This window comes from Paraburkholderia sediminicola (assembly GCF_046026895.1).
Lineage (GTDB): Bacteria > Pseudomonadota > Gammaproteobacteria > Burkholderiales > Burkholderiaceae > Paraburkholderia > Paraburkholderia sediminicola_C.
This window is the reverse complement of the sequence record NZ_JAQQEU010000119.1, coordinates 1-14192: the sequence shown is the minus strand read 5'-3', so window position 1 is coordinate 14192 and position 14192 is coordinate 1. Positions and strand designations below refer to the sequence as shown.

General features: G+C 59.2%; 8 protein-coding genes and 1 pseudogene. 8 read left to right on the top strand and 1 reads right to left on the bottom strand.

What is annotated here, in order from left to right; all coding sequences use genetic code 11:
* From PQR02_RS37640 to PQR02_RS37605, 8 genes and pseudogenes are all read left to right on the top strand, one after another.
* Window positions 1–255, top strand: a 255-nt coding sequence (locus PQR02_RS37640; protein WP_408242918.1) for a transposase, incomplete at its 5' end; no start/stop codon positions are given.
* Between the two features lie 1284 nt (window positions 256–1539).
* A complete protein-coding gene (locus PQR02_RS37635; protein ID WP_408242917.1) occupies window positions 1540–2712 on the top strand; it encodes a tetratricopeptide repeat protein in 1173 nt (390 codons plus the stop codon).
* Window positions 2709–3848, top strand: coding sequence for a HupE/UreJ family protein (locus PQR02_RS37630; protein ID WP_408242916.1), 1140 nt, complete (start codon window positions 2709–2711; stop codon window positions 3846–3848). The genes PQR02_RS37635 and PQR02_RS37630 overlap by 4 nt, the downstream gene beginning before the upstream one ends.
* A 16-nt stretch (window positions 3849–3864) precedes the next feature.
* Window positions 3865–5331 (top strand): DUF4331 domain-containing protein, encoded by a 1467-nt coding sequence (locus PQR02_RS37625; protein WP_408242915.1) that lies wholly within the window; start codon window positions 3865–3867, stop codon window positions 5329–5331.
* A 720-nt stretch (window positions 5332–6051) separates the two neighbouring features.
* A complete protein-coding gene (locus PQR02_RS37620) occupies window positions 6052–6540 on the top strand; it encodes a cache domain-containing protein (protein ID WP_408242914.1) in 489 nt (162 codons plus the stop codon).
* A gap of 462 nt (window positions 6541–7002) precedes the next feature.
* Window positions 7003–8226 (top strand): patatin-like phospholipase family protein, encoded by a 1224-nt coding sequence (locus PQR02_RS37615; protein ID WP_408242913.1) that lies wholly within the window; start codon window positions 7003–7005, stop codon window positions 8224–8226.
* A 535-nt stretch (window positions 8227–8761) separates the two neighbouring features.
* Window positions 8762–8919, top strand: a pseudogene (locus PQR02_RS37610) (IS6 family transposase); the annotation flags it as partial.
* Between the two features lie 830 nt (window positions 8920–9749).
* The gene (locus tag PQR02_RS37605) at window positions 9750–12839 is read left to right on the top strand and encodes an acetoacetate--CoA ligase (RefSeq protein ID WP_408242912.1); all 3090 of its coding nucleotides are present in this window, start codon (window positions 9750–9752) and stop codon (window positions 12837–12839) included.
* Between the two features lie 222 nt (window positions 12840–13061).
* On the opposite strand, the gene PQR02_RS37600 is transcribed toward PQR02_RS37605, so the two are convergent.
* Entirely contained in the window at window positions 13062–13940 is an 879-nt protein-coding gene (locus tag PQR02_RS37600; RefSeq protein WP_408242911.1) for an ATP-grasp fold amidoligase family protein, read from the bottom strand.
* Window positions 13941–14192: the final 252 nt, after the last annotated feature.

Below are 14192 nucleotides of genomic sequence, written 5' to 3'. Positions count from 1 at the left end.
CTCCATGTGTTGCCCACCGGCTTCCATCGAATCCGCCATTACGGGTTGCTCGCCAACCCGGTGCGCCGCGCAAACCTGACGAAGATTCGCACGTTGCTCGGCGTTGCGCCCAACCTCTGCCCGTCACCGCACGACGCAGTCGTCGTTGATCGACCGACCTTCATCTGTCGCCATTGCGGCGCGCCGATGCTCGTCATCGATATTCTGACGCGCACCGTACCGATTCGCGCGCCACCAAAGGCACTCCAGCGATGAGCGCTTCTCTTCGATCTGCAGCTCAACCGTCGGCTTTGCGTCAGCGCGGCCGACGAGCGGACGGTTGTGCCTTCGGTGTAATACACCGTCCGGTGGCCTTGCTCCAAGCTCAGATTCGCATGCAAGGTCGTCTCTATTGCTGCATCCATCCTCTTCAGGCGCTTCGCATCCCCCGCCGTCGATACGAAACACAGACCGGCCAGATTGATCAATCGCCATAGCGAAGAGGCTGGCCGTATCGGACCACTCCGCGGTTTCCTTCCTCGAGGTTTATTCAACGCCTGCCCGGACGCGTTGACGTTCGTTCCCAAGCCTGTGCGCGAGGCAGGCATCGAACAAACCTAAACGGCTTCGGCCGAGCGAATCGGGCAGCACTCAGCCATGTGCGGCCAGCGGCCAGCCCTCCCGCGCTGGTGCGCGAATGTCTGTTCTGGCCAAGGCGGCGGGCCCCCCAATGTGGCTGAAGATATCGACGTATTGACGGTTCATGACAGATACAGGCGTGGAATGTCATTGAAAAGTTGCCTATAACCTCAACATCGTCGAACCGGAAAGTTTAAAAAAGCGCAACTCGAACCCTGAGAAGCCCATTCGCGTGTGCGCTTTGTGATGAAGCGCATTACAGAAGGTTCTAATGCAAGGTAGAGCGGCTGTGTAGCGCAGAAGCATCGTGGTCTGATCGACATTAATTTCTTCACTCGCCCGCACAGCAGGAGTAGCCGACTGTGACTGACCCGGTGCAATCAACATTAACGTCCAGCGAAACCACCTTTACCTCTGGCTAATAAACATGGGCGACATGGATCGGTACTTTCGGCGAGGCTCGACGCCGGCGGCGCTTCTAGCAAGCGCTGCCGCCCATGCTGACGCACGGCCGAGTGAGAGCGCCGCTGCAAATAGGGGATCAGCATGAATTATCGGATTGATACCCAAAATAGAAAAAAGCGGCTTTTTTAGTCCAGATCGGGTATTCGCTCTTTGGAGCGTCTCGGGCAGGGCGACGAGGTAGTCGGCACCAACGGACCTCTACCAAGGAAAGTGGGCATTACTTGCACCAAGAATTAGATGGTGCCCCCGAAGCGAAGGGTATTGAGCGACTTCGCCACCCACGCCCAGCCTCGATGACTCCCGATGTGAGCCATGAGCCCAGCCTGCTGGCCCACGCTGACGTGGTGGACGCCCAAATTGCGCAGGCAAAAGCAAGACGCTGGAAGCAACAGTGACCGCCGGCTGCATCCGGATCGGGACCTTGCGCGTATAACAAATGCAGAGGGGGGAAGGTCGATGTCGGGTTGGCGATTCGTACCGGTGGTAGCCGCGCTTGTCATGCTCTCGGGCGAGAGTTGGGCGAAGCCGTATGTACCCGAAAGCGACGGAGTGGTGCTCGAACACCTCCCGGAAAAAAACGACCCGGCGCTTGCGCAACTGAAGCGCATGCGCGCGACGCTGATGATGAACCCGCGCGATCTCAACCTCGCAGTGTCCGTCGTGCGTCGCGCTCTCGAAGCGGGGAGGAGGCTGGGCGATCCGCGCTTCTTCGGCCAGGCGCAGGCGGCGCTGGCACCGTGGTGGAGCGCAGAGGATGTGCCGCCCACCGCGTTATTGCTTCGCGCGACGCTCAAGCAAAGCCAGCATGATTTCGAAGGCTCGCTTGCCGATCTGGATCGGTTACTGGCCGCGGATCCGGCGCTCGCGCAGGCGCGGCTGACGCGCGCCACAGTGCTCAGCGTGCGCGGGCGCTACGCGGATGCACGGCATGATTGCGAGCAACTGAAGGGATACGTTGCGCCCATCGTCGTCATCGGGTGCGATGCGACACCGGCGAGCCTGACCGGCAACGCAGCCGGCGCATACGGGGCGCTCGTGCAGGTGCTTGCGCAAGGTGCCGGCAATCTGGAGTTGCGCGAGTGGGCGTTGACGCTCGCCGCGGAAATTTCCGCTCGCCGCGGCGACTTCGCTGCAGCCGAGCGACATTTCCGCGACGCACTTGCGCTCGACCCGCACGACGCTTATCTGCGGGGGGCGTACGCCGATTTTCTGCTGGATCGCGGTCGTCCGCGAGAGTTGCTGCCGCTTTTGCGTGACGCTACGAAAAACGACATGCTACTGCTTCGTTTAGTGCTGGCCGAGCAACAGCTACCGGAATTGCACGGGTCATTCGCTGCGCACCGTGAGGATCTCTGGGCGCGCTTCGACGCCGCGCGTCGTCGCGGGGATAGCGTGCATCGCAGGGAGGAGGCGCGCTTTCGTCTCACTGTGGAACATGACGCCAAAGCGGCACTCATTCTCGCGCGCGAAAACTGGTTGGTCCAGCGCGAGCCGTCAGACCTGCGGATTCTGATCGAAGCCGCGCGTGCGGCCGGCGACGCTGATGCCCTGAAGATCGCATCCGATTGGGTCGCCGCAATGCATCTCGAAGATACGGCGATCGTCACGCTCCTGCAGGTGCGGCAATGAGACGCGTCCTGCTCGCCTTTGTGCTTGCGTTGCTGATGGCGCCCGCGTTTGCGCATAAGGCAAGCGACGCCTACCTCACGCTGGAGCGCAGCGGGCAAGCGCTGCGCGGTCAGTGGGATATCGCGCTACGCGATCTCGACAACGCGCTTGGGCTCGATGAGAACGGCGACGGAGACATCACGTGGGGTGAAGTACGTGCCCGAAAGCGCGATATCGCGGCGTATGCGCTTGCACATCTCCAGGTGTCCTCCGCCGGCAAGCTTTGTGCGCTCGAACCGACCGGGCAACTGATCGACTCGCACACCGATGGCACCTACGCGGTGCTGACGTTCACCGGACAATGTCCGCGGGCGAGCCCAACACTTTCTATCGATTACCGGCTGTTCGAAGGCCTTGATCCACAGCATCGGGGCCTTCTCAACTTCGTCGAGAACGGCCATAGCCGAAGCGTCGTATTTAGCGCTGACGCGCCGCACCGCATTGTCGGCACCGATACCGGCGGCCCGTTGACACAGTTCGCGATGTATCTGAACGAAGGCGTCTGGCACATCTGGACCGGATACGATCACATCCTGTTCCTGCTCTCGCTGCTGCTGCCTGCGGTGCTGATTCGTGAGGGGCATGCATGGCAGCCGGGCGCATCGTTTCGCCGGGCCTTCATCGATGTCACCAAGGTTGTGACCGCGTTTACGGTGGCGCACTCGATCACACTCACGCTCGCGGCGCTATCGATCGTCGTGCTGCCTTCGCGGCTCGTTGAATCGGGTATCGCCTTGTCGGTAGTGCTGGCGGCGCTGAATAACCTGTTTCCGCTGATGGCGAACGGACGCTGGATGGCGGCGTTCGGCTTCGGGCTGCTGCACGGATTGGGCTTCGCAGGTGCGCTGCACGACCTCGGCTTGCCGGCCGGTTCGCTTGCGCTGTCGCTCGCCGGATTCAATCTTGGCGTCGAAGCAGGGCAACTCGCCATCGTATTCGTTTATCTGCCACTGGGGTTCTCGTTGCGGGCAACCTGGGCATACCGGCGCGTGGTACTTGCCGGCGGCTCAGCGGTGACCGCGACCATCGCCATGATCTGGCTAGTCGAGCGCGCACTTAACGTCGCCATATTTGGCTCGTTGGCCGCCCGTTTATAACCTGAAGGAGAACATCATGACATCTATTGCCCGCATCATGGGGGCCGTCGCGCTTTGCGCCGCGGCGCTTTGGAGCAGTGGAACACTCGCTGCCAGTCACCGCGAGGCACCCCTGATTGCGAACGACCCGACCGCCGACAACACCGACTTTTACATGTTCCGGAGTTGGACAAATCCTAACAACGTCGTTTTTATTCTGAACGTGATCCCCATGCAGGACCCTGGCGCTGGACCGAATTATTTCAATTTCGGCGATGACGTGATTTATCGCATCAACGTCGACACCAATGGCAACGGCAAGGCCGACGACCTGGTCTACGAAATCCGCTTCAAGACCGAATTGCGCGGGCCCCTGGCGAACCAACAGCTGCCGCTGTCATACGCCGCACTGCCGCCGATCACTGCGCTCGACGGACCGGGCTCGGACGGCCTGATCCTGCGCCAGAGCTACACGGTGACGCAAGTGCGTCACGGCGAGCGCACCCACCTGGGTGCCCAGACGATGTTCGCGGTCCCGTCCAACGTGGGACCGCTAACGATGCCCAATTACGAGGCGCTGGCCGCACAGGGTATCTACTTGCTGGCGAACGGCGGCAAGGTCTTCGCCGGCCAGCGCGGTGAGACGTTCTACATCGACCTGGGCGCAGTGTTCGACACGGTGAATCTTCGCCGCACGCCACCTGTGTTGACGGCGGCGGAGGATGCCAACGATCACGTGAATCCTTTTGGCAACGACACATTCTCCGGCTTCAACATCAGCACTATTGCGATCGAAGTCCCAATCAGCACGGTGACGTCCAAACCCAATGCCGTAATCGGCGCCTATGTGTCCACAATGCGTCATGAGGGCCGCGGGATGGGCGACGGTGAGGACAACGCCGGACCTTGGGTGCAGGTGTCCCGCATGGGCAATCCACTCGTCAACGAACTGGTCATTGGGACCGATACGAAAGATAAATGGAACATGACCAATCCGGCCAACGAAGCGCAATTCCTGGGTTTCTATCTCAACTCCAGGCTGGCGACCGCACTCAACCTCCGGTTCGGCTTGACGATTCCGACGACCAACCGGACCGATTTGGTAAACGTGCTTCTCAAGTATCCATCCCAACCGCAGACTGGGACGTGCGGCGCACGCGATTGCTCGGAACTTCTGCGGCTTAATCTGGGTGTTTCTCCGACACCACCTGCGCAGCAGCGTCGCCTCGGCGTTCTTGCCGGGGACAACGCCGGCTGGCCCAATGGGCGGCGCCCGAACGACGACGTGACCGATATCGCACTGCGGGTCGTTGCGGGCCGGCTAACGGGGGCGCCGACGGGTAACCTGTTGCTGGGTGATGGCGTGAACTTCAACATCGGTGCCGAAGGCAGCAGCTTGACCGCGAACGGCATCTACACCGTATTCCCCTACCTGCCGACACCGCACGACGGGAGAAATCGCCGCCACATCGACTGCGGTGAAGCGGGTGCCAATCCCTGCTGAATGGCAATTGAGGTTCGCCGCGACTCGGCATAAGGTGTTCGCGGCGGTTACCAGTTGCACCAAATCGTCTTCAGCAACCGGCTGCTGACCGCAACGAGCGATTACCTAAACGTTGTAGTGGAACGCTGCTCACCGACGAATGTCTGTACATAGACAAGCAAACAATAGCCATTTGAAGAGTCGTAGAGCCCTTCAGCGGTTCGCCATTGACGGACTGAGCCATACACGAATTTCCAAATGCTCTGGTTGATGCTCGAGCTGCGTGCATCAAGATCATTTCTGCGTTTTCCACACAGCCCGGGTCGGGTGCTGTCCGACGAGCAAGTATCACCGGTGCGGGTACGCCGGCTCATCGTCGGACCGGGGTCGGCCAGTTTCCGCCATTCGCAACCGTCCGCTATCGAGCCGACATTGATGCGGGAAAACGGTTCTGGCTAGGCTGCGCTTCGTGCACTAGTCTTTTGCATACAGAGTACGCGCTTCACTTCCACAAGCCGCTCTTGTGCGGTGCTCATCGAGCCTATCGCCAGGCGCCGCCGGCTCCGACTAGCGGTCGTCATTCGCGACGGCGGAACAGCCATTAAAAGCGGCCCACGCCCAGGAATTGGAACTCGACACGCGGTCACGCGCAGAGGCCATAGATCCAGCATCACCATTTCGGGCCGGGAAGGGCGACCGATGGACGGAACAGCGCTGAACTCAGCGGTTGGAGATACTGCTATGAACGGTAAAGCTCTCGTTATCAGAGTATTGTTTCTGGTTGGATTATTCTGCCCCGCGTCGCCTGCATTTTCTCAGTCATCTCCCCCGACCTCCGAGACAGCAAAACAAACAGAAGCGCTGGTCGACAAAGCCGCGGCGTTGATCGAAAGTAAAGGCAAGGTCGCGTTTTCGGAGTTCAGAATCAAAGGCAGCGAGTGGTTCCACGGCGACACCTATCTGTTCGTTTACGATCTGAAGGAAAATGTCTTGTTGAATCCGGCCTTCCCCGCCCGTGAGGGAACCAACGTCAGCGGTCAGAAAGATACCAACGGCAAGCCGTTTCATGACGCCATGATCCAGACGGTTGAAACCAAGGGATCGGGCTGGGTTGACTACATGTTCCTGAGACCAGGGCAGACTCAGCCATCGCATAAATGGACCTATGTGAAGGCAGTCAAGATCGACGGAGTTCCAGGCCTGGTGGGTTCGGGCTTCTATTCGGAGTAGGTTCGGGCTAGCCTCGTTTGACCGCCGCGCGACCATGGCTGAACCCGTTTTGGCAACTGGTGTTGAACGACCGCTTTCGGCTTTCGAATTTCACAGCTTGTAATTCCGCTTCGGGTCGGTCAGTGCCAATCGCTGTTTCGCCGTGCGGGGACATGTGTATGCAAATTGCATCAGACACCGATCGGCCGTTTCGCGCATCAGCGGTCGCGCAACTGTTCGGAAATGTTGTGGCCGCACCCGGACGCCGGCGCCGTGTTTCCCGGGCCTGCGTCAGGAATCCGGCTGCACACGCCAGAACGTCGGGTTTCGATAGCGCTCGGGGCGCTGCACATCCCTGCGGGGCGCGCTTGCCCTCTCGGTGCACGTTTCTGTTGGCCGGGGCGCAATGCACTGCGGGAACCGCAGCAGTGAGGCTGCGCGTCCCGGGCAGCGTCCGTCCGCTACGACGCCAATCGCCGTATCATGAGCCATCGTCGGGGGTACACGTTCGTAACCGGAGACCGGAGGTCCCGTATGGCCACGACTAACGGGTCGGCTTCGCCTGACACGACACGTGCCATCGCGCTCGCCTTGCAAGGAGGGGGCGGCCTCGGCGCCTATCACATCGGCGCCTATGAGGCGCTGGCCGAGGCTCATCTGCTGCCCGACTGGGTGTGCGGCACCTCGATTGGCGCCTTCAACGCAGCCGTGATCGCGGGAAACCGGCCGGAAGATCGCATAAAGAGGCTGGCGGGGTTTTGGGACGCCATTTCGCGGCCTGATGTTTTTCTGCCTGAGGATGCGACCGCGCTGCGCTACTTGCATAACGTGGTGAGCTATGCCGATGCGGTGGTGTTCGGGCAGCCCGACTTCTTCACACCGCGTAATCCTTTCACACTCTTTTTACCCGATGCGCCTTCGCAGGACGTGAGCTTCTACGACACCACGCCAATGCTGGCTACGCTGCAGCGCTTCGCGACGTTTCCGGTCGCGCGCGACGCGGCGGTCCGGCTGAGCCTTGGCGTAACCGACGTCGAATCGGGGACCGCCCGTTACTTCGACAGCAAACGCGAGAGCATCGGGCCGTCGCACGTGCTCGCAAGCGGTTCGCTTCCGCCGGGCTTTCCGGCGACATCCATCGACGGCCGGCTCTACTGGGATGGCGCCTGCGTATCGAATACGCCGCTCGACGAGATCGTGGCGCGCTCAGGCCATGCGCATCTCATAGTGTTCATGATCGACCTGTGGAGCCTCGCGGGAAAGGCGCCGCGAAATATGAACGAAGTGCTCTGGCGAGCGAAGCAGATTCACTATGCTAGCCGTAGCCGCTATCACCTCGATACGGCCGTGGCATGCGCCCGGCTCCGTCATGCCGCGCACCAGCTCAGGACGCGTGATGAGGCAGCCTCGGCCGCACCGAAGGACCCTGCGTTTCAGCGGCTCGACATTGTCCATGTCGTTTATCGACCGGGTCCTGATCAGGTGCCCGGCAGTGATGCGGAGTTTTCGCGTGAATCAATCGCCGAGCGGCGTGCGGCCGGCTATGCCGACCTGAAAGCGGCGATCAGCAGGAAGCCGTGGTTGACGGAAAAGTCGCAGGCTCATCTTGGCGTGGTGGTGCATCGTGTCGAGAATGGCCTGGTGACGACAGAGGCTGCGGGGGCCGCGCAGGAAGCGCCGGCTCCGGCGGAAGCTGACCAGTCCTGATATGCCCGGGGGGGCTTGTCAACCGGATGCCGCGCGCGGCATGCCGCAGTCGAATGGCGAGATGCAACCTTCGCGATTGGAATCGTCTCGAACGACACGCATTCCCAAGCCGATAGGTATTCGTTCTTAAAAGGTAAGTTAGGGCGAATCGTGCAGATGGTTCCGTGGGAGTGTTCGGATGGATGCTCGATGCCGCCCCCGTCAGCAATCCTCCTCAGCGCCGCCGTAGCATCAACCCGACCCGGCGATACGACCGACTTCTCGTCGTATAGCGCGGCGAGCCGCTGAGCGTCGCCGTCGTTGAAGTACTTGTTGCAGGTCGCATTCGCTTCTTCGACGAGCTTGTCCTGAGCGAGGGCGGGATGCGGTGCGACAAGGGTGAACAGCGCGCAAAGGCCGCACGCGCCGAGGTGCCTCAAGGTCTTGTTCATTGCATGTCTCCAGTAGCGAACGGCGGCGACCCTCCGTACGTTTGCGCTTGACTTCCTTTCAGTCGCTCGTTGGTGCGTGCAGTACAGGATGGGCATCGCCGTAGACCGTCGATTTCCTGCCTCGGGCTCATCGTGACAATGCTGCCGCCCGCCGTTACTTCGGCAAAGCCATGGATCAGAACGGCGCGCCTGAGGCCGTACCATGGACAAAAGCGGCACCAATCTGGCCGCCATCCCGAGCATCATCGCTGAACGCGAAACAGGAAAAGGGCAAATGAAGGACGGCCCATCATTGTGAACAGCGGCTGCTTGGTTCTATTCTCTGATGATGTGAGGAATCCTTCTATCAGAGGAAACCGTCGCTCTGTCGGCCTTATCGCGACACAACCTTTCTGAGACCCCTGGATCTGTAATGGACTCCGCGTAATTGGCCAATAGCACTCGAATTTATGCCGAAAACGATTTTCAGACGTTTTATGCGGACTATGCTCACCGCAACAAGGGTAGAAATATCGCCGGTGGCAGTTCGCAAATTATTGAATCAAGGCAGCGTGCATAGCGTGCGTAATGGAACCATTCATTGCCAGAGCAAGGAATTTCCAGTAACCATGTTCGGCACGGGCCGCATGGCTCGTGTGAAGTCCGAGATAGGAAAGATGTAGCTGGACAGTAGAGCGTTTGCCGCATGCAGCCGATCTACCGTTGTCGTTTTATGACTTTTCGCACGAAAAGGCGCGCTTCTGCCCGGTCCTCAATGGCGCAACGCTCAGCAGGCGCTGGATGACAGGTGGGTCGCGCGACTATCTGCATTCCATCGTCGAAAACCCATTCTGGGACGTTAAAACGAAAGTCGGGGCTCTCGCCTTGTCCAGTCTTGTCTTTTACCCTGTTTCGCCGTTGTCGGACTTCGCTGTGCGCTCCATCGCGAATCCTCTCGCACGCCGTCGCTCGGCGGCGAGGTGAAGAGGAGCTAGCACTACCTAACGGTGTAACTCTTGACACATTGCGTCAACAGGCCTGCGCCAGGCGAAAAAGTCCTGCCTTATGGGGCGAGCGCGCAGAAAGCCGAATTGATTCGCGATCGGGCTCACTATGGATCTAATTTTATCTGCGAATACTCATGACGTAAGTGGCGCAACAGGGTCAATCGTGCATGAGAGCTGCGAGAGAACGATAGCCACATCCCAAATGACGTCGTTCACCGCTGCATTGTCGTTGCAAACCGGTCAACACTTCGAGAACTATGCAGCCCTTCACCGTTTTTCGGTTCAAGACTACCGGGAATTTTGGCGGTACTTCGTGGATTGGCTGCCGGGCCTCGATTACGTCGGCGATGAATCGAGAGTATGCGTTGGCGACGACTGCGAGACTGCGTGTTTCTTTCCGGACATCAGGCTCAACTACGTGCAGAATCTGCTCGATCTCGGCGAGGCAGACGCGGCAAGCTTGGCAGTAACCGCAATTCATGCAGACGGCCAGCGCGTGTCACTAACCCGCGGCGAACTGCTGTACCACGTCATCCGCCTTGCACAAGCTCTGAAGGACCTCGGCATAAAAGAAGGTCATAGCGTGGTTGCAGTCATGCGCAATGACGAGATGGCTGTGACGGTCGCGCTCGCTGTCACGGCGATAGGCGCGACGCTCGCGACCGCAGCACCGGAGATGGGTGTTGCGACGATTCTCGAGCGTTTCTCCCAGCTTGCGCCCCGCTTGCTCATCGCGCACACCGCGCCGAGGATCACGGATACCGGCGTCCCGCTGGCCACGAAGTTAAGCGAACTTGCTGCGCAGTTGCCGACGCTGCTCGCCTTAATAAGTCTCGACGACGAATGCCAGTCCTCCAGTATGTCTTTGCCGGTCTACACGGCGAACGCCATGGAGGAAAGCGCCGACCCGAAACGGTTTGAGTGGCAACGCTTTGCATTCAACCACCCGCTATTCATCATGTTTTCCTCGGGCACCACGGGCAAGCCGAAATGCATAGTACACGGGGCCGGAGGAACATTGCTCGAGCATTTGAAAGAGCACCGTCTTCATTGCGATTTTCGGCCCGGCGATCGCTTGTACTTCCATACGAGCTGTTCGTGGATGATGTGGAACTGGCAATTATCCGCGCTCGCCTCGGGCGTGGAAATCATCACCTATGACGGCCCGATCGCCGAGGTCGACACACTTTGGCGTCTCGTTGCAGATCAGCGGGCGACTGTTTTCGGCACCAGTCCCGCATACGTGAAAATGTGCGAGGCGGCGGGGCTTACTCCCGGCAAGAACTTCGATCTTGGCGCGTTACGTGCAGTGTTGTCAACAGGCTCGGTGCTGTATGAAACCCAATATCACTGGGTTAGAGATAACGTCAAAAATCTTCCACTCTGGTCGATATCAGGAGGGACCGACATTCTGGGATGTTTCTTTCTGGGCAATCCAAATCTGCCGGTCGTAGCCGGGGAAGCTCAATGCAAGAGTCTCGCGATGGATGTCGCCGCTTGGGGTGATAACGGTGCAACCACCGGCGTCGGCGAACTGGTCTGCATGAATCCGTTCCCCTCGCGGCCGATTGGCTTTCACGCAGACCCGTCCGGCATTGGCTTTCATAACGCTTATTTTGCGGCTCATCCCGGCCTGTGGACGCACGGCGATCTGGTCGAGATCACCCCTTGCGGCGGCGCACGTCTGCGAGGGCGTACCGATGGCGTACTGAATGTGCACGGAATAAACGTCGGCCCGGCAGAGATTTACAGCGTTCTCAACGGCATTCCCGGCATTCGGGAGGCACTGGCCGTCCAGCTTCGGGAAACAGGCGCGGAGCCGAACAACCGTGCACCCGACCTGGCCGAGCAACGGATCGTGCTACTGGTCGTCCTATGTGACGGCGAAGAATTGACGAACGCTTTACGTGTGCGAGTTCGTATCGACCTCGCGCGTCTCGCCTCCCCAGCGCACGTGCCCGATATCATCCTTGCGGTCGATGCATTGCCTACTACACATAGCGGGAAGCTTTCGGAAACGGCAGCCCGCGAAGCGGTAAACGGTCTACCGACGAGCAACGAAGCGGCACTACGCAACCCCCAGTGTCTCGACGCCATCAGGAAACGGGTGGCGCAATATCTGGCGGATCACACGGGGCCGGATGAGGGCGATTTATATGGTGACGTCGAGATCTATTTGCAAAGGCTGTGGCAGCATTTGTTCGGCTTCTCGCCGATCAGGCGCGACGACAATTTCTTTGAATTGGGCGGTAGTTCGTTGCTGGCAGTTGCCGTGTTGTCGGAAATCGAACAGTTGACCGGCCTGAATCTGCCCCTTTCAACGTTGCTGTTCAGCCCCACCATTGCGGAGCTGGCGGCGCTTCTGAGCGCCAACGTCGACACTGCCCGGTCATCTGTACTCGTCCGTCTTCGACCGGGAGACGGGGCGCCCATTTTTATGGTGCATGGCGCGTCCGGGACCGTGATGGGTAGCTGGTCGCTCGCGAACGCATTGCGTCACGACCGACCGATATTTGGACTTCAGGCGGTGGGGCTCGACGGCGTGCAGATACCGCAGCGACGCATTGAAGATATGGCTTCGACTTATATCGAGGCGATTCGAAGTGTTCAACCCAGCGGCGCATACTCACTAGCTGGCTATTCTTTAGGCGGACTTATCGCACTTGAAATCGCGCAACAGCTTCACGCTGCCGGAGAACGCATGGAATTCCTCTGCTTGCTGGATACCTATGTCCATGAACGTTGGCTGCCGTGGCCGGCCTGGATAAAGTTTCAATTGGGCTACATGCGCCGCCAATCTGACGCATTGCTCCAATTGCGGATGTCTGAGCGGATCGTGTATTTGCGGCGTAAGCTAAGCGCAGCAGCTGATCGGGTCCGACTTCGGCTCGGACGCCCAGCGCGGCGCACCGATCCTGCGGTTGACGGACTAGATGTCCCACCCGTCCTGATGAAGGTTCGCGAATCGATGCGCCTCGCGATGACCTTGTATCGCCCTCGGCCATATACAGCCAGCCCGATCCTTTACGTGCGCGCTCGAAAATCCGACGACCGGGGCGACCCGTTACCGCTCTGGCGACGAGTTGCGGCAGGCGGTCTGGAAATCGTTTCTGTTCAAGGAGGCCACGCCGAGATTATGTCCGCGCCTCGTGTCTATCTGGTGGCCGCGGAATTGAGCGCTCGCAGCGCATTCTGAATGCCGGATGCCACCAGGGTCATCACCGCTCGGCGTGAGGTGGCTCGATGGATGAACTGTTGGCATCTGCAAGGGGTGTAGCGCACGCGCTCAGCATGGTTGTTTTCGATCGACATAACCCGGATTACTGGTTTGGCTGATGCCGCATTCAGTGAAACTTTCTTTTGTGTAGCTCGATCATCGGCCGGAGATTAGGGGGCGATTCCAGCTATCCCAGATAGCTCATGTTAGAAGACGTCCCCATTCAAAATCGGCACGATCGGGTCGCATGGGACCTACGCCGGCCCCCGGCGTAAAAGTGAGTTCACCGAAGAACACCTCGTCAGTTGGCGCGTACAGGTCGACGCGGACATAATCAAAGTCCTCGGACAGCAGCGCCGCTGTATCGAGCAACAACTCCAGATTGTTCGGCGGCGGTGCCGGCCCCGTGCTGCGAAGGTAGGGAGCAAATTCGAGGTCGAGATGGTTCCATTGTGCATCGTACGTGTCGCCGCGCGTGTTACTTCCGAAACGGTCTGAGATTACGAGGATAAACATCACAGGTCGCCCCGGCCTGTTCGCAAAGCAGTGGACCTTGTAGTCGACTGGAATCGTGCCGTGTTCGTCGAGGAGCAGATTCTCGAAGAAAATGCGTGGCTGAATTCCTCGGTAGTGCCGTTCCCGCGCATTTCTGTAGAAATTGGTGGATAGCCATCGGCTGGCCAGAAACTGGAGACGTTCGAAAGTATACTGCGACTTGTCCCGGACGATTTCCACGAAACTGCTTCCATGATTTGCCTTCATGACAAAGGAATTCGGCAGCATGTCGAAGATCGTTTGCGTAAAGTTGCAGGGCGCTGAGATCATGGGGATAAGGTATTTCTCACCGATTTTGTCTCTGACGTAATCGCGCGCGGTCAGCTTGTCGGTCAAAGCGCTGTATCGCGGGTCTGGCCGTAAGCAACGTAGCAAGATCTTCTCGTTGTAGGTTGTCGGGCGAAAGAGTTTGGGGAAGCGCCCAATGCGCTTCCGATGTAGCAAGCTGAGGAAAGCCGCATCGGGAAGAAGCTGTTTCGCGCTGTCTTTCGTCCATTGAACAATGGTGTGGGATGGGTAAGGCATTGCACGTCTCCCAACAATGACTACGCATGGGTATGAACATTCCTGAAGCTGCGACTGACAGAAGTTCGACGCAGGCATCTGAGGTTATGATCATTCGGTAAGGAGCTAACGTCAAGAGTGGTGGTGTGACACGTATCGCACCACCACTCTTGACGTTAGCTCTTCGGTAAGCGACCCGCTGCACGGGTCCATTCCAGATTGGGTCCTACAGCTTCCTTGGCGCTTCGCATTGGCTGCATTTGCCGCGCATCA